A 15,963-nucleotide genomic window follows, 5' to 3' on the forward strand; every position below is an offset into this window, starting at 1 on the left:
TCCGCCCACTGGTACGGCCGGGAGACGGCAAAGGTTCGACGCTGACCGGCCGGGAATCCTGCGGGTGGGCGTGGCGTTTCGATACTCGGAACCGCTTGCACCGAGGAGGCAGACATGAAGGTACGTAGCTCGTTGCGTGCACTGAAGCAGAAGCCGGGTTCGGTGGTGGTCCGCCGTCGCGGCCGGGTGGTCGTGGTGAACCGCGCCAACCCGCAGTGGAAGAGCCGTCAGGGCTGACCCCAGCCCTTACCGGACATTTAGTCGCCAACGCCCTGACCGGGTCTCCGGTCGGGGCGTTTTGCGTGTCCGGGTATGACCGATCAACCCGGAAGACAAGAAGCAATCTTTTTTCGGGAGCGCTTTTCCTGACCCGGTCCCGCGGGGTTGCGGGTGCTTGGTGATGGTTGCTCAATCACGCGTTTTCATTGTCGCCGCAACAGCCCTGTGGACCGCTTGGGCAATTGTCGGGTCGGAGAATCTGGCTCTCGCGACGCGCTCGGCGCGACGCAGTTCCGAGCCGAGTCGGAGTGGATGCGTCGATTGCAGGATCTCGCGTATCCATCGCTCAAGATCCGCTTCGTCCACCGGAGGACCCCCGGACCGCGCGGCACCCCCGGTCGAAGATAGACGCCAACTGGCCTCATTGCCACTCATTAATCCCCCATGCACGTCACAGCCATGCTGAGCTGCTGATATGCCACCCAGGACGCCACAGCTGGCGATCGGACCTGACGCCAACCCTGTCAGCCGACAGCGCTGAGTTACCAACTCGTAACACGCGAATTTCAGATGGCGGAAAATCCATAACCCATTACGCCGATAGGCATTGCGGTATCTCGGGAAGGGCTCTCGACGCCGCTTCCTGGCCCGACGCGGACGACGAACCACATCGAGTAACGCCACTCCCCTATCCACGACCGGAAGGCGTCCTGATCGGTGTCGGCAATGACCGAGGGGTTGACTTGCCGGCGGAACATCGATAGGACTTTCAAGTCGCCGAAAACGGGAGAGGCAGCTATGCGTATTACGTGCGGAGTAAAGCTCACACAGAGCGGGGGCGTTGCTCTGTTCCAGGACGACGTGTTGGAGTTCAACGTCGAGGCGCAGAAGCTGGAGAACAACCGTCGATACAGCGACGTGGACGACCTCACACTGATCACCCGGATCCTGGGCGACTTCGGGTACAAGGTCTCCGACGTCGACCAGTGGGCACTGGACGGCTGGGACGGCGCCGTTCACGGGCAGGCCCACCGGCTCAACAACGGCAGCCCGGTCGACGTCCGCCTGGCGCCCTACCGGGAGACGGAGCGGGTACCGAATCCGGCACAGCCGGGCCACCGTGGCGAGTTGCCCATCGGCGACGCCACAGTGCCGTACGTCAGCCACGTGCACGTGGCGAGCCACCTCGCCGCCGCGTACAGCACCAGCCCCTTCGCCCGACGGGGCGAGCCGAGCCTCGTCCTGGTCTGGGACGGCGGATGCTTCCCCCGGCTCTACGCGGTGGACAAGGACGGCCGCATCGAGCCCGGCGGCGAGGTCTTTCCACTGATCGGGCACTTCTACTCGATGGCCTCGCAGCACTTCGGGCCGTACCGCCGCGACAAGCTGTCCCGCAACGTCGACGACCTCTCGGTGGCCGGGAAACTGATGGCCTACATCGCCCTCGGCACCGCCCGGGAGCCGATCAAGCAGGTCCTCGGAGAGCTGTTCCACGAGCACTTCGAGGCCAACAGCCCGGCCGTCCGCAAGTACCGCGAGGAGATCATCGGCTGCGGCAGCACGGGCGAGCCCTCACACGCCTATGTCCACGCCTATCTGGAGGACGTCCGTCGGCGCACCGACCAACTGGGCGTCTCCGACGACGACGTGCTCGCCAGCGTGCACGAGTTCATCGAGGAGCTGCTCGTCGAGCGACTCGTGGCCAAGGCCGAGTCCTGGAAGGGCGCCGGCCCCTGGAACCTCTGCTTCGCCGGGGGCTGCGCCCTGAACATCAAGTGGAACAGCGCCATGCGGGCGCACAAGGCCATCCGCGAGATGTGGGTGCCGCCCTTCCCGGACGACTCGGGGTCGGCCGTCGGCACCGGCGCCATTCTGGTCAGCGGAGAGCAACGGCTGGCGCCGATCTCGTGGAACGTCTTCGCCGGCCCTGACCTCGTGCACAACTCGCACGTTCCGGCGGGCTGGACGGTGGCGCCATGTCGACCGGAGGAGCTGGCCCGGCTGCTGCACCGCACCGGCAAGCCGGTGGTGGTCCTGCACGGCCGCGCCGAGCTGGGCCCTCGCGCACTGGGCGCACGCAGCATCCTCGCCCCGGCTGTGGACCCGGCGATGAAGGACGAGCTCAACCGGATGAAGCGTCGGGAGAGCTTCCGGCCGGTCGCACCGATCTGCCTGACCGATCAGGCTCCGACGGTCTTCGACCCGGGCACCCCGGACCCGTACATGCTCTTCGACCACCGGGTGCGCCCCGACTGGGTGGACCGGATCCCGGCGGCGATCCACCTCGACGGAACCGCCCGCTTGCAGACGGTCAGCGCCGAGGACAACCCGATGCTCGCGGCCGTCCTGCGCGAGTACCACAAGTGGAGCGGAATTCCGGTGCTCTGCAACACCAGCGCGAACTACAACGGCCGCAGCTTCTTCCCCGACGTGGTGTCGGCGATGGAGTGGGGCCAGGTCGACCTGATCTGGAGCGGGAACGCGCTGTACCGCAGAGTCACCTCATCGGACGCGTCAGCGAGCGTCACCGGTACCGGTGTCAGCTGACATCCGGCGCCTGCCGGAGGGTGGGGGCGTCGGCGCGCCACCGCGCCCCCCGCTGCGGGAGCCGGCCTTCCGTACCCTCTGGCTGGGCGACCTGGCCGCCCGGTCGGCACACCAGATCACCGCCTTCGGGTTGCCGCTGCTGGTCGTGACGGTGCTGGCCGGCAGCGGGACCCAGGTGGGGTTGGTCGGCGCGGCCCAGTTCGTGCCGGTGCTGGCGTTCTCCCTGCTGGTGGGCACCTGGACCGCCCGTACCTCGCTGCGCTGGATCCTGGTCACCGGCAACGCGGCGCGCGGCGTCGTGCTGTTCGGCATCGGGGCCCTGGCCGCCACCGACCGCCTGGTCTTCACGGCGCTGTTGGTGGGCGCGTTCCTCATCGGCTCGGCGGCCGTGCTGCACGACATCGGGTCCCAGGTCACCGCGCCCCGATTGCTCGACGGCGACCGGCTGGTCGCCGGTAACGGTCTGTTGCAGGCCACCACGTCGGTGACCCAGATGGCCGGGCCGGCGGCGGCGGGTTTCATCGTGCAGTCCGCCGGCGCCTCCTGGGCCGCGGTGGTCACCGGGGCACTGTTCTGCGCGGCGGCGATGGCGATGGCGGCCCTCCCCGCTCGGGCGCTGCGGCCGGCGACCGACCGGGGCGACGCGCCGACGATCCGGGCCGGGCTGGCCTACGTCTGGCGGAGCCGACCGATCCGGGACCTGTGCGTGCAGTCGGCACTCTTCAACCTGCACGAGCAGGCCTTCGCGACGGTCTTCCTGGTGTACGGCGTGCGCACCCTCGGGCTCTCCGGTGGCCTGATCGGCCTGGTCATCGGGCTCGGCAGCGTAGGGGCGCTGGTGGGCTCCCTCGTCGCCGGGCGGGTCGGGGCCCGACTGCACCTCGGTCGGGCGCTGACCGTCTCGATCACGGTCGCCGCGCTCGGGTTGCTGCTGGTGCCCGGGCTCGCCGCGGCCGGCACGGCGACCGTGCTGCTCGGGGCGGGCTTCGTGATCAACGGGGCGGCTCTGGCGGTCTACAACGTCCTGGCCGTCACCGTGCGGCAGCAGGTCCCCCCACCCGTCCTGCTCGGTGCGGTGACCGCGAGCTACCGCATCGCGGCCTTCGGTTCGCTGCCGGTCGGGGCACTGCTCGGCGGGGTGTTGACCGACCTGGCCGGGGCGACCACGGCGGTGTGGGTGGTGGCCGTCTCGCTCACCGTCTCCTCGCTGCTGCTGTACGCCTCTCCGCTGCGCGGGGCGGCCCAGATGTCCGAGGTGCGGGCCCTCACGGACACGACGATTCGGAAGGAACGGTCCATCCGGCATGGCGACTGACGTGACCGACGGCATCGGCGCCGTCGACGAGGCGACCTGGGCCCGGCTGGCCGCCGACGCCGAACCCGACGCGGCCCACGGCTACCTGCTGTTCCGCGAACGGCTGGAGCCGGGCACCGCGCTGCTGGTCACCGCCGACGACGACCGGGGGCCGGTTGCCGCGATCCACGCGGTCACCGCCGTGGCCGGGACGGGCCTGTTCAGCCACCCGTGGAAACTCCTCACCGAGGAACAATTCCTCCGGCTCACCCCGGACGACGACGCGGCCCGGATCCGCGCCGAGCACCGGGCCCTGCTCGGCGCGCTCGGCCCGGACGCACCCGAGTCGGGCGATCTCGCGGACTGGCTCACCTCCACCGTCGGAGAGCCGCTCGTCGTCCGCACGTACGACCGCAGTCCGCTGTTCACCGCCCCCGACGTCGACATCACCCGGCGGCAGCAGGCCGGCCGAGAGGTCGTGGCGACCCTCCAGGACCTGGTCCGGCAGGGCCGCGCGGGAGCGGTGGTTCTGCCGTACGTGGCCACCGACGACGAGCTGCTGCGTGGCCTGCTGGAGGCCGCCGGCTTCGTCCGGGGCTCGGTCACCGCCGCGTCCGCGCTGCACCTGGGTGGCTACCCCACCTACCAGGCGTTCCTCGACGGGCAGAACGCCGAGACGCGCCGCAACTACCGACTGGCCGAGCGCGAGGTGACCCGGGCCGGCCTCCAGGTCCGCGAGGTGCCGCTGGCCGAGCACGTCGACCGGATCGTGGACCTTGAGGCGCGCACCGGCGAGCGCAACGGCGCGGCACCGAACCGGTCCCAGTTGCGGGCGGCCCGCGCGTACCTGGCGGCGGTGCTCCCCGGGGCGATCCGGGTGGCCGTGGCGGGCCGGTCCGACGCCGAGGTCCTCGCCTGCACGGTGCAGATGTACGGACGGCACGGCTGCTGCACCCTCGGCTACGGCAGCGACTACGACGTCACCGGTACCAGCGTCGCCTACCACCACCTGGTGTTCGGGCAGCCGGTCGAGTCGTGCATCCGGGCCGGCGTGCCCCGGTACCGCCTCGGGTTCGAGGCGTTCGCTCCGAAGTTCCGCCGAGGCGCCCGGGTCGCCAAACGTGAGCTGTGGCTGTGGACGCCCGATGAGCAGCGGCGGGAGTCGTTCGCCCGGCTCCTCCGGTTCCTCGACGAGCGCACCACCGGCCACCTGGCTGCCTACGTCCGCTGATTCCCTTCATCACGCGTCGCATTTGACGCACGACCACCGGGAGACCGACATGCCGCTCGCCCCTCGTGCCATGGTGATCTCGCTGCAGAAGACCGGCACCCACCTCATGCAGGGTCTGATGACCAACCTGGGGTACAAGATGGCCGGGGTGCCCCGGCCGACCCCCCGCAACACCCCGGAGTTCACCGACGCGCAGCGACGTCAGATCGCCGCGCTCACCCTGTCGAAGTCCGACTACGACGAACTGCTGGAGCTGGAGGGCACGGAGGAGTACCTGCTCCGCACCCAGGAGGCCTGGTCCGCCCTGGGCTGGCACTGGCAACGCCGACTGGGCCAGCACGTCGTCAACCGGTACGGGCAGACCCGCTTCGACTTCGCCGACTCGGTGATCACCAACCCGCACCTGCCGTACTCCCGGTTCGCGGACACCCCGGCCGGGCTCTGCTGGATCTTCCATGAGCTGGACATCAGCAAGGTGGACGGGTCCTTCTTCGCCGAGTGGGTGGAGACCGGCACCCCGCCGCTGGTCTACAACTACCGCGACCCCCGCGACGCCCTGGTGTCCATGGTCAACTTTCTGGAGGGGCGGACCCGCGAGGGGTACGGCAACTTCTACGAGTTCGACATCTTCCACCGCATCCTGACCTCCCTGCCGACCTGGGAGGAGAAGCTCGACTACGCGATGCGGGACACGTCCTTCCTCGGCCGCGACCAGTTCGAGAGGGGGTTGTGGCTGCTGCGCCACCCCGACGTGTGCAAGGTCAGCTACGAGGATCTGGTCGGGGAGCGCGGCGGCGGGTCCCGGCAACGCCAACTCGAGGCCGTGGACCGGTTGCTGAAGCACGTCGGGTCCACCGCGGACGCCGAGGAGGTCGCCGGCAAGGTCTACGACCAGAACTCCTGGAGTTTCTTCCGGGGCACCACCGGCACCTGGCGGGAGCGGTTCACCAAGCGCAACGAGGCCCGTTTCACCGAACTGTTCGGCGACATCCTGGAGCAGTACGGCTATGAGTGAGACCCGCGCCTTCCTGCTGCTCGGCGGTTACCGGGTCATCGCCCGCAACTGGGGCTTCCTCGCCGACCTCGCCGGTCGAGGGCTGCGGATCCTGCTGATCACCTCGGAACAGTGGCGCGCCGACACGACGGCCGCCATGGCCCGGGGCGAGGGTCCCGGGACGTACCTCACGGACGCGGCCTTCGTCACCGGCGAGGTCGGCATCGAGGGGAGTTTCACCTCCGGTGTGGTCGCCCACGTCCAGCGCTGGCAGCAGGAGTACGACATCGTCGGGGTCTACGCAGCGGGCGAGATGCTCGTCGAGCAGACCGGGATCGTGGCGGACGCGCTCGGCCTGCCCGGGCCGGGGGTACGCGCGGCGCGGGTGTGTCGCAACAAGTACCTGCAACGGTTCTACCTGCCGCAGTGGAGCCCCCGGCTGGTCGTCGTCCCACCGCAGGGGCGCGCCGGGCTCGACGTGGGCCCGGTGCGGTTCCCGGCGGTGCTGAAGCCCTCCGGCCGGCGGTCGAGTTCCGGGGTCCGGGCGGTGCGCGACCCCGCGGCCCTGCCCGCGCTGCTCACCGAGTACCCGGCGGCGGAGACCCTGCTGGTCGAGGAGTACGTCACCGGCGCCGAGTACTCGGTGGAGGCGGTCGTCCAACACGGTCGGATCGTCTTCGAGTCGGCGACCCAGAAACGAACCACCGAGGACGGCTCGGACTGGTTCGTCGAGATGGCCCACACCGTGCCCGCACCTCCCGGCGCGGAGCACGACAGGCTGCTCGCCGCCAACCGCGACATCGTGGGCCGGCTCGGTCTCGTCGCCGGCATCGTGCACACCGAACTCCGTCTCGACCGGGACGAACGGCCGGTCCTGATGGAGGTGGCCGCCCGTACTCCCGGCGATGGCATCATGCCGCTCTACCACCTGGCGACCGGTCGGGCGCTGGAGGAGACGATCATGGAGGTGGCGCTCGACGAGCCGGCGGCACACCCCCCACCCCGGCGGTACGCCCGCCAGGTCTACCTGCCCCAGCCGACGGGAACGTTGCAGGACGTGAAGCTGCGCTGGCCGGGCGTGGAGCCGCAGTGGGTGCCGGAGGGGCAACCGTGGCCGGTCATCGCACCGGGCGAAGCCGACGACCCGCCCGCCCTGCGACACGTCATCGTGCTCAAGGAACGCGGAGCGCGCCTCGGTGAGCTGCGCGAATCCGGTGACCGTGGGGTGACGTTCCTGATCGACGCCCCGACCCTCGACGACCTCGACGACCTCGAGCGTCAGGTGAGCGCGGCGATCGACATCATCGTCGATCCCTGACCAGCACCGACGGGGTCCACGACAAGACGTCGGTGGCGCGCCGGATCGACTAGGGTGCTTCGAAAGATCGCCCCGATGAGGAGGAACCGGTGTTCATCTTGGAGCTGTCCTTCGGCGCCGAACCCGACCGGCTCGCCGCCCGACCGGCGCACCGGGAGCGTCTCCAGGCCCTGCACCAGGAGGGTCGGCTGGTCATGGCCGGGCCGTTCGCCGACGACTCCGGGGCACTACTGATCTTCGACGTCCCGGACGCCGAGGCGTTCGCCGCGATCGTCGCCGAGGACCCCTACTACCGCACCCCCGGGGTGACGATCGCCAGCCAGCGGGAGTGGTCACCGATCGTTCGGTAGCCGGGGCGAGGGTGCCCTGGCTACGCAGTTGGGGCACCACCGGCGACCCGCGAAGGGGTGCACGACCCTGCGGCGGCACCGCCAGCAACAGCAAAACGCCCTGGTCGGTATATACCGACCAGGGCGTTTCTCAAGGGTGGAGCCGAGGGGACTCGAACCCCTGACCCCCACACTGCCAGTGTGGTGCGCTACCAGCTGCGCCACGGCCCCTTGCTGTCGTCCCGGTCGCCCGGGCACTGGGAAACTATACACAGACCGGCCCGCATGGTCATCTCGCGGGGTCCCCCGCCGGGCCGGGTCAGTTGAGCGCCACGTCCGGCGGGAAGTGCGCGACGGCGGCCATCATCCCGCCCTGCCGGCGCAGCACCATCGGCCACAGGTCGTCGGGCCGGTCGACGAACGCGTCCCCGGGCAGCCCGTCCAGCACGAACCAGGACCCGTCGGCGATCTCCTGCTCCAACTGGCCGCTGCCCCAGCCGGAGTAGCCGGCGAAGACCCGGATGCCGCCGATGCTCTCCCGCAGCCGCTCCGGGTCGATCGAGAGGTCGATCGTGCCGACCGCCCCGGAAACCTGGTGGAAGCCCTTCACCCGGCGCATCGGGTGCCGCATCCGGGCGAGGCAGATGGCCGAGTCGGGCTGCACCGGGCCACCCTCGAAGAGCACCGCCGGGTGGCGGGCCAGGTCGCTCCAGTCACCGAGCACCTCGGCCACCGGCACCTCGGTGGCCCGGTTCAGCACCACACCGAGCGCGCCGCCCGGCTCGTGGGCCACCAGCAGCACCACCGTACGGTCGAAGTTCGGGTCCTTGAGCGCCGGAGTCGCGACCAGCAGCCGCCCGGTCATCGACTCCATCGCTCGTCCGCCGATCGCCTGGCCCTCTCCCTGCATGCCACACACCCGTCAACCGTGAGCCCGCGCCGGGGGCCGGTCATCGACCGGATCCGCCCGCCGCATCGGGTTCAGCCGCGCTGTCAACGCCATGCCTGGCACCATAGCCTGCGTGCTGGGCGCTGGCTAAGGTCTGACCGGCGGGTGATCGGACAGTTAAGACGAAGGGCTGACGCACCCGACGGCCGAGCTCCCGGTGATCGACCGATCGGGGCCACCGACGGCCGAGAAACGCCCGAAAGGTCCGTCACATCCCGATAGATTCGGCTGATCGGGAGGGCGACCGCGGTCGCCCCTGCCCGCGACACGGAGGCGGGTGGCGATGGCAACTGTCCGGGACGCGACGTACGACGTGCTCCGCACCCTCGGGATGACCACTGTCTTCGGCAACCCCGGCTCCACCGAGGAGCCGTTCCTCCAGGACTTCCCCGCCGACTTCCACTACGTCCACGCGCTGCACGAGGCGACGGCCGTCGCGATGGCCGACGGCTACGCCCAGGCCAGCGGAGTGCCCGCCCACGTCAACCTGCACACCGCACCGGGCACCGGCAACGGCATGGGCAACCTGGTCACCGCCTGGCACAACAAGACCCCGCTGATCGTCACCGCCGGCCAGCAGACCCGGGAGATGCTGCTCCTGGAACCCCGGCTGGCCAGCCGTCGACCGACCGAGCTTCCGCAGCCCTACGTGAAGTGGGCCTACGAGCCGGCCCGGGCGCAGGACATCCCCGCGGCGATGCTGCGGGCGTACGCGACGGCGGTGCAGCCACCGGCCGGGCCGGTCTTCCTCTCCCTGCCCATGGACGACTGGGACCAGCCCGCCGACCCGCCGCCCGCGCCGCGAACGGTGGCCACCCGGTTCGCGCCGGACCCCCAGCGGTTGGAGGAGTTCGTCCGGGTGCTGGCCGGCAGCCGCAACCCGGTGCTCGTGTACGGGCCGGGGGTGGACCGCTCCGGAGGCTGGCCGGCCGCGATCGCGCTGGCGGAGCGGCTCGCCGCGCCGGTCTGGTCGGCTCCCGCCACCGAACGGGCCGTGTTCCCCGAGGACCACCCGCACTTTCGCGGCGTGCTGCCGTACGCGATCGGTCCGCTCGCCGAGGCGCTGCGCGGGCACGACACGGTGCTGGTCGTCGGCGCCCCGGTGTTCCGCTACTACCCGTACGTGCCGGGCGGGCACCTGCCCGACGGCGCGCGCCTGCTGCACATCACGGACGACCCCGACGAGGCCGCGCGAGCCCCGGTCGGTGACAGCCTGCTCAGCGACCCGGGCCTGGCACTGGCCGCGCTCGTCGAGGGGGTGCCGCCGAGCGACCGGCCGGCGCCCACGCGACCGGACGCACCGCCACCGCCGGAGGTCGGCACCCCACTGAGCGCCGACGCCATGTTCGCCGCGCTGGCCGCACACTGGCCGACCGACGGCGTGCTGGTCCAGGAGTCACCATCCAATCTGTCCGCGCTGCGTCGTCAGCTGCGGATCGCCCGCCCGGCGTCGTACTTCACGATGGCCAGCGGCGGCCTCGGCTACGGCCTGCCGGCGGCGATCGGCGTCGCACTGGCCGAGCGGGACACCGGGCGCGGTCGCCCGGTGGTGGCGGTGATCGGCGACGGCTCCTTCCACTACTCGGTGCAGTCGCTCTGGACGGCCGCACGCCTGGCCCTGCCGGTGGTGGTCGTCGTCCCGGTCAACCAGCAGTACGCGATCCTCAAGGCGTTCGCCGAGCTGAAGCACACCCCGGGGGTGCCCGGCCTGGACCTGCCGGGGTTGGACGTCATGGCGATCGCGAGCGGCTACGGCTGCGCCACGCAGGTGGTGGAGACCCCCGATCAGCTCGGCGCGGCGCTCTCCGCCGGGCTGCGTGCCGACGGGCCCACGGTGCTGCCGGTGCCGATCAGCACCGACGTGCCCAGCATTCTCTGAACCGGGTCAGCGCGGTCCGATCGACAGCGGGGCACCGGTGAAGACGTCCAGCACCGGCCGGCTGCCCAGCGGCGCGGCGAGGGTGACGGTGACCGGCTCCAGTTTCAGCACAGCGATGCATTCGCCGGTGGCCCGGGTGACGCCGCCACCGACCACCACGACGTCCGGCCGTTCCCACACCAGCGGCGCGATTCCGGTGTCGCACGCGCCGACGCCGAGCCGCACGGTCAGCCGGGCGCCGTCGACGGCGGCCAGGTCCTGGGCCGCCACCAACCCGTCCGGCAGCGGCCGGGCCGTCGTGGTCGGCTCGGGGACGGGGGTGACCGCCGACGGCGCGACGGCGAGCCGGGCCACCGGGGTGGCCAGCTCCTTGACGGTGAACAGCCAGGCCGGAACCTGCGCCACCCCCCGGCTCGTGCGAACCGGCACGGCGTCGAACGTGACAGCGGTGACGGTGAGCGGGAGACAGGCCGTCTGCGTGCTGCTCGTGGCCCACCCGTCGGGCCCCGGTTCGACGGTGGGGCCACCGGGGGTGGGCCGACCGAGCTGCTTCGGCCGCCCCGGGCAGGGCAGTGGGTCACCCTGGTCGAGCTGCCGGTACGCCTCGGCGGCGCTGACCAACGGCAGTCTCAACCGTCCGTCCGGGAACTGGATCTCGCCGCCGACCCGGGTGGGCGGTATCCCGACCTGCGCGCGGTACCACCCGGCCCGGAAGGCCGCCTCGGTCTCGGGGGTGAAGCCCGGGTCACCGGTGAGCACTGTCGGCCCCTCCAGCGGCACGTAGCCCGTGCGCCAGTCGGGGCCGGGCCGCCACGCCTCGGCGACCTGAGCGGCTCGCTGGTCGAACGCCTCCACGCCGCGCGTCGGGCTGCGCGGACCGGCGGCCGGACCGGCGTCGGTCGCGGCACAGCCCGCCGTGAGCAGCAACGGGAGTACGAGCAGCAGTGCAGGCCGATTCATGTACGGTTCGACGCCTCCGCCGACCGGCCGGTTCCCGGCCTGGGCTCAGGTCTCGCCACCCAGATCCGTCTGGTACGCCTCCCAGAGCAGGTCGGCGCCGCGCCGCCGATGCCGGGCCAACCCTCGCAGCAGGTGCCCGGCCCGGTGTCGCAGCTCATCGGGGTGCGCCTCGGGCCGCTCAGCGATCTGCTGGACCGCCAGGATCGCGGCGACGATCGCCACGTGCTCCCGGGTCAGCAGCCGCACGCCGTGGTCCAGTCGCGGCGACTGGGTGAGCAACTCCCGGTAGAGACCGGTGGGACCTTCGGTGACCCGGACGTGCTCGGTGAAGCCCCGGTGCACCGGACGCAGCCGAAGGAGCACCTCTTCACGCCAGCGTGGCTCGGTGCTCGCGGCGGCGACGGCCCGGCCGAGAGCGTGCACGTCTCCGGTGAGGCCGGCCGGGCGCGGCGCGCCGGGTAGACCGATGGAATGTGGATCGGCGGGGAGCCCCGCCGGATGCGCGAGGCGCGGTCGGGCGACGACTGACGGCTGCTGGACCGGACCGGTGACCATGGCACCTCCCGCGCGGCGGCGCTGCTACCCCATACCGCGATGGTGCGGCTGCCCCGCCCGCCCTGTCCAGGGCCCTGAGCCGTCTCATCTGCCCCGTTGAACCCAGTGACCCCACCAGCCACGCTGATGCCGCCCTGGGGCACCGCACGGGCCTCCTGGGACGTACGACCGCCTCAGTCGGTCGACGGGCGCTCTGCCAGCCGGCGCAGGTGGTCGGCCACGGCGTGCGCGTCGCCGGCCCGCTCGTCGCGCGGTCGACCCGTCGTGATCGCCTCGGCCAGCGCCCGCAGCTCGGACGGCGGCAGGACGGGCAGCCCCATGCCGCGCAGTGGGATGGTGACCCCCCGGGCGCGCCCCGGGTCGGTCGCGAGGATGGCCCGTACCTGCGGTTCGCCGGCCGGACCGTCGTCGTCCGCCTCGCGGTACGACACCGCGCCGGACTCGATCCGGGCGGTGGCGAGGTCGACGGTACGGGTGCGCAGGGCACCGCGTACCCGCGCCCGGCTGCCGTCCAGCCAGGCGGCCGTGCGGAGCACCCGCAGCACCAGGTAGAGGCCGAGCAGGACGAAGGGCAGGCCACACAGGCCGACGAACGGGCTGGGACCGGACTGGTTCGGGTCGGCGGAGTCGCGTAGGCCGGGCGGCAGCAGCCCCGGTGGCAGGTCGCGTGCCTCCTCATAGGAGGCGAACGCGTCACCCGGGCCGGTCAGCCGGCGCAACAACCCGTCGGCGACGAGGGGCAGTGCCACGAAGGCCGCGCCCACGGCCGCGAGCAGGACGCCGAACACCACCGCCACGACGCGCTGGCCGGGCGACGCGCCGACCGACAGGCGCAGCTCCTGGTTGGTCACAGGGGGCAGCGTAAGACCCCGCGAACAACGAAGCGCCCCGGCCGGTGGGCCGGGGCGCTTCGTTCGAGGTGGTGGAGGTGCCGGGAATCGAACCCGGGTCCTTCGCCGGTTTGTCAGGGCTTCTCCGAGCGCAGCTCGCTGTGCCTCTACTCGGCCCCACCGCTCACGCGAGCAAGTTGGTGTGACGGGCCCAGTCGCTGATTAATCTCGCCGCACGGACCCCGCGACCGGGTCCGATTGGCCAGCCTCCTAGCTGATGCCGGCTACTGGGACGAAGGCGTTCCCAGGCCGACAGACTCAGCTACTCGCCTCAGGCGGCGAGAGCGAAGTCAGCGCGATTTTGCTTGGCGCTTATAAGTTTCCGACGACCGATTCTCGAGACGACGTCGGCTTCCTCGGCTCGCTTCCCCTGTCGCTGCGTACGAAGTCGAAACCAGTCACCCCCTCGACAGGCCGCCGATGTGGCGGCACTGACAAGACTAACGCCTGCCGCAACCGCTTTCATCCCGAGCCCCGGGCCGGCACGCCGACCCGGACAAACAGGATGAACTAGTCGTCCATTCCCTTGCCACGTCGACCGGACACCCGGGCGATCTCCCGGTCCGCTTCCCGCTTGGCGAGGTCCTGACGCTTGTCGTACGACTTCTTGCCCTTGGCCAGGGCGATCTCGACCTTGGCCCAGCCGTCCGAGAAGTAGACCTGCAACGGGACGATGGTGTAACCGCCCTCGCGGGTCTTGCCGAGGAGCTTGTCGATCTCGGCCCGGTTGAGCAGCAGCTTGCGGGTACGCCGGGGCTCATGGTTGGTCCAGGTGCCCTGGGTGTACTCCGGGATGTGCATCGAGTGCAGATAGAGCTCGCCGTCACGTTCCTGCGCGAACGCGTCGACGAGCGACGCTCGCCCGGCCCGCAGCGACTTGACCTCGGTGCCGGTCAACGCCATGCCGGCCTCGTACGTGTCGAGGACGGCGTAGTCGTGGCGTGCCTTCTTGTTGGAGGCGACCACCTTGCGCCCCTTTTCCCGTGGCATCGGCGCCACCCCCTCTCCTGGAGTCCGCGGCCGGGCCCACCCCGGCCGGACAACCGATCATGCTACCGGAATCACAAGGACCCTCCCGCGCCGTTTATTTCCGGCTGCGGGAGGGTCCTCGGGAAACGACGGGACGACCCGTTCGGTGCCTAGACCCGCAGGTAGAAGCGCAGGGTGATCCAGGCGGTGCCCGCGCTGACCAGACCACCGACGCCAGCCATCAGCGGGAAGATGAACAGGATGTCGCCCCAGGTGATCGGCGAGAGCAGACCCTGCAACGCGCTCAACGACCCGTCGAAGAGCAGATACTTCGCCGCGACCAGGGCCACCAGACCGAGCAGTGAACCGATCAGGCCGGCCACCACGGCCTCCAGCACGAACGGCGCCTGGATGAACCAGTTGGACGCGCCGACCAGCTTCATGACCGCCACCTCACGCCGCTTGCTGTACGCGGCCACCTGAATGGTGTTCGCGACCAGCAGCAGGGCGGCGATCGCCATCACGATGGCGGCAGCCAGGGCGATGTTCTGGATCGAGGTGAGGATGTTGAAGATCTTGTCGAGCAGTCGACTCTGGTCGATGATCTCCTCGACGCCCGCGGTGTCCTTGTACTGGTCGTAGACGTTCTTGTACTGCTCCGGGTTGTTCAGCTTGAGCCGGAACGCCTCGGGCAGCTGGTCCGGCTTGACCGCGTTCACCAGGTCCGGCGCGTCCTGGTACATCTCCTTGAAGCGCTTGTACGCCTCGTCCTTGTTGACGTAGAGGACGTCCTTGACCAGGGGGTCGCTGTCGAGCTTGGTCTGCAGGTCGGTGCGCTCCTGCTCGGTCACCTCCTGAGTCAAGAAGATCGAGACTTCGATGTTCTTGTAGTAGAGGTCCTTCATGTCGTCGACCTGGCGGTACATGAGACCGCTGGCGCCGAGCATGGTCAGCGAGACCGCCATCGTGATGATCATCGCGATGGACATGGTCACGTTGCGCCACAGTCCGACCAGTACCTCGGACAGGACGTATTTCACGCGCATCGGGATTTCCTCCGGGTCTCCGGCATGAGGTGTTCGTCGTCAGGCTGCGCAGGGGTGGAGCGCCGGCTCACCCGTAGACGCCGCGGGCCTGGTCACGCACGATGCGACCGCTCTCAATCTCAACGACGCGGCGGCGCATCTGGTTCACGATGTTGGAGTCGTGGGTGACCATCACGACGGTCGTGCCGGTGCGATTGATCCGGTCCAGCAGGCGCATGATCTCAATCGAGGTGTCCGGGTCCAGGTTTCCGGTGGGCTCGTCCGCCAGCAGGATCAGCGGACGGTTCACGAACGCCCGGGCGACGGCGACCCGCTGCTGCTCACCACCGGAGAGCTCGTGCGGGTAGCGGTGCTCCTTGCCACCGAGCCCCACCAGCTCCAGCACCTCCGGCACGACCCGGCGGGCAACCGCCTTCGTCTTGCCGATCACCTCGAGGGCGAACGCCACGTTCTCGTAGGCGGTGCGGTTGGGCAGCAGCCGGAAGTCCTGGAAGACGCAGCCGATCGAGCGCCGGAAGTGGGGTCGCTTCCAGGAGCGCATCGACGTGACGTCCTTGCCGTTGACGACGACGCGCCCCTTGTTGGGGGCAACCTCGTGCAGCAGCATTTTGATGATCGTGGACTTGCCGGAGCCGGATGGACCGATGAAGAAGACGAACTCGCCCTTCTCGATCGAGACGGACACGTTGTCGAGCGAAGGCCGGGACGCCTTCGGGTACGTCTTCGTCACTTGCTCAAGCTGAATCACGGGTGGTGAGTCTACGCGGTGTAACAACTGAGCCA

The 15,963-nt window shown here is 70.3% G+C and carries 15 protein-coding genes, 1 tRNA gene and 1 other RNA gene; 8 read left to right on the forward strand and 9 right to left on the reverse strand.

All coding sequences use genetic code 11. From position 1 onward, the window contains the following. Positions 1-114 precede the first annotated feature (114 nt). From ABTW72_RS23585 to ABTW72_RS23615, 7 genes are all read left to right on the forward strand, one after another. A complete protein-coding gene (locus ABTW72_RS23585; protein WP_030490864.1) occupies positions 115-237 on the forward strand; it encodes a 50S ribosomal protein L36 in 123 nt (40 codons plus the stop codon). A gap of 780 nt (positions 238-1,017) precedes the next feature. After that, entirely contained in the window at positions 1,018-2,766 is a 1,749-nt protein-coding gene (locus tag ABTW72_RS23590) for a carbamoyltransferase N-terminal domain-containing protein (protein WP_350862227.1), read from the forward strand. After that, positions 2,756-4,081: an MFS transporter gene (locus tag ABTW72_RS23595; protein WP_350861893.1), complete on the forward strand. Its 1,326-nt coding sequence runs from the start codon at positions 2,756-2,758 to the stop codon at positions 4,079-4,081. Before ABTW72_RS23590 ends, ABTW72_RS23595 begins: the two co-directional genes overlap by 11 nt. Continuing rightward, positions 4,071-5,291 carry a GNAT family N-acetyltransferase gene (locus tag ABTW72_RS23600; protein WP_350861895.1) on the forward strand — a complete coding sequence of 407 codons (1,221 nt, stop codon included), beginning with the start codon at positions 4,071-4,073 and terminating at the stop codon, positions 5,289-5,291. The genes ABTW72_RS23595 and ABTW72_RS23600 overlap by 11 nt, the downstream gene beginning before the upstream one ends. A gap of 49 nt (positions 5,292-5,340) precedes the next feature. Continuing rightward, positions 5,341-6,306 (forward strand): sulfotransferase family protein, encoded by a 966-nt coding sequence (locus ABTW72_RS23605; protein WP_350861897.1) that lies wholly within the window; start codon positions 5,341-5,343, stop codon positions 6,304-6,306. After that, a complete protein-coding gene (locus ABTW72_RS23610) occupies positions 6,299-7,603 on the forward strand; it encodes an ATP-grasp domain-containing protein (RefSeq protein WP_350861899.1) in 1,305 nt (434 codons plus the stop codon). Before ABTW72_RS23605 ends, ABTW72_RS23610 begins: the two co-directional genes overlap by 8 nt. An 89-nt stretch (positions 7,604-7,692) precedes the next feature. Beyond that, on the forward strand, positions 7,693-7,953 hold the full coding sequence (locus ABTW72_RS23615; protein ID WP_350861901.1) for a YciI family protein: 261 nt from the start codon (positions 7,693-7,695) through the stop codon (positions 7,951-7,953). A gap of 137 nt (positions 7,954-8,090) precedes the next feature. Here ABTW72_RS23615 and ABTW72_RS23620 read toward each other — a convergent pair. Then, positions 8,091-8,163 (reverse strand) — tRNA-Ala (locus ABTW72_RS23620). Between the two features lie 88 nt (positions 8,164-8,251). After that, complete coding sequence (locus ABTW72_RS23625; protein ID WP_350861903.1) at positions 8,252-8,842, reverse strand: YqgE/AlgH family protein; 591 nt, start codon at positions 8,840-8,842, stop codon at positions 8,252-8,254. A 322-nt stretch (positions 8,843-9,164) separates the two neighbouring features. Here ABTW72_RS23625 and mdlC point away from each other — a divergent pair, with 322 nt between their 5' ends. Continuing rightward, the gene (mdlC, locus tag ABTW72_RS23630) at positions 9,165-10,760 is read left to right on the forward strand and encodes a benzoylformate decarboxylase (protein ID WP_350861905.1); all 1,596 of its coding nucleotides are present in this window, start codon (positions 9,165-9,167) and stop codon (positions 10,758-10,760) included. Between the two features lie 6 nt (positions 10,761-10,766). Here mdlC and ABTW72_RS23635 read toward each other — a convergent pair whose 3' ends face one another. The 7 genes from ABTW72_RS23635 to ftsE all read right to left on the reverse strand — a co-directional run bounded on the left by ABTW72_RS23635 (position 10,767) and on the right by ftsE (position 15,928). Further along, the gene (locus ABTW72_RS23635; protein WP_350861907.1) at positions 10,767-11,720 is read right to left on the reverse strand and encodes a hypothetical protein; all 954 of its coding nucleotides are present in this window, start codon (positions 11,718-11,720) and stop codon (positions 10,767-10,769) included. 45 nt (positions 11,721-11,765) lie between these two features. Continuing rightward, entirely contained in the window at positions 11,766-12,275 is a 510-nt protein-coding gene (locus ABTW72_RS23640) for a hypothetical protein (RefSeq protein WP_350861909.1), read from the reverse strand. Positions 12,276-12,448: 173 nt separating this feature from the next. Then, positions 12,449-13,126, reverse strand: coding sequence for a hypothetical protein (locus ABTW72_RS23645; RefSeq protein ID WP_350861911.1), 678 nt, complete (start codon positions 13,124-13,126; stop codon positions 12,449-12,451). A gap of 69 nt (positions 13,127-13,195) precedes the next feature. Next, positions 13,196-13,571: a transfer-messenger RNA gene (gene ssrA / locus ABTW72_RS23650) on the reverse strand. A 104-nt stretch (positions 13,572-13,675) separates the two neighbouring features. Then, positions 13,676-14,155, reverse strand: coding sequence for an SsrA-binding protein SmpB (gene smpB / locus ABTW72_RS23655; RefSeq protein WP_350861913.1), 480 nt, complete (start codon positions 14,153-14,155; stop codon positions 13,676-13,678). A 149-nt stretch (positions 14,156-14,304) separates the two neighbouring features. Continuing rightward, on the reverse strand, positions 14,305-15,180 hold the full coding sequence (gene ftsX, locus ABTW72_RS23660; protein ID WP_091393961.1) for a permease-like cell division protein FtsX: 876 nt from the start codon (positions 15,178-15,180) through the stop codon (positions 14,305-14,307). Positions 15,181-15,247: 67 nt separating this feature from the next. After that, positions 15,248-15,928 (reverse strand): cell division ATP-binding protein FtsE, encoded by a 681-nt coding sequence (gene ftsE, locus ABTW72_RS23665; RefSeq protein ID WP_030331491.1) that lies wholly within the window; start codon positions 15,926-15,928, stop codon positions 15,248-15,250. Positions 15,929-15,963: the final 35 nt, after the last annotated feature.

The sequence above is a fragment of the Micromonospora sp. NPDC127501 genome (assembly GCF_040302185.1).
Classification (GTDB): Bacteria; Actinomycetota; Actinomycetes; order Mycobacteriales; family Micromonosporaceae; genus Micromonospora.

Excerpts from the sequence above, each read along its gene's own strand:
- ABTW72_RS23590 (WP_350862227.1), top strand. The coding sequence starts at position 1,018 with ATGCGTATTACGTGCGGAGTAAAGCTCACACAGAGCGGGGGCGTTGCT.
- smpB (WP_350861913.1), bottom strand. The coding sequence starts at position 14,155 with ATGCCACGGGAAAAGGGGCGCAAGGTGGTCGCCTCCAACAAGAAGGCA.
- ABTW72_RS23605 (WP_350861897.1), top strand. The coding sequence starts at position 5,341 with ATGCCGCTCGCCCCTCGTGCCATGGTGATCTCGCTGCAGAAGACCGGC.
- ABTW72_RS23635 (WP_350861907.1), bottom strand. The coding sequence starts at position 11,720 with ATGAATCGGCCTGCACTGCTGCTCGTACTCCCGTTGCTGCTCACGGCG.
- ABTW72_RS23610 (WP_350861899.1), top strand. The coding sequence starts at position 6,299 with ATGAGTGAGACCCGCGCCTTCCTGCTGCTCGGCGGTTACCGGGTCATC.
- ABTW72_RS23600 (WP_350861895.1), top strand. The coding sequence starts at position 4,071 with ATGGCGACTGACGTGACCGACGGCATCGGCGCCGTCGACGAGGCGACC.
- ABTW72_RS23625 (WP_350861903.1), bottom strand. The coding sequence starts at position 8,842 with ATGCAGGGAGAGGGCCAGGCGATCGGCGGACGAGCGATGGAGTCGATG.
- ABTW72_RS23640 (WP_350861909.1), bottom strand. The coding sequence starts at position 12,275 with ATGGTCACCGGTCCGGTCCAGCAGCCGTCAGTCGTCGCCCGACCGCGC.
- ABTW72_RS23585 (WP_030490864.1), top strand. The coding sequence starts at position 115 with ATGAAGGTACGTAGCTCGTTGCGTGCACTGAAGCAGAAGCCGGGTTCG.
- mdlC (WP_350861905.1), top strand. The coding sequence starts at position 9,165 with ATGGCAACTGTCCGGGACGCGACGTACGACGTGCTCCGCACCCTCGGG.
- ftsX (WP_091393961.1), bottom strand. The coding sequence starts at position 15,180 with ATGCGCGTGAAATACGTCCTGTCCGAGGTACTGGTCGGACTGTGGCGC.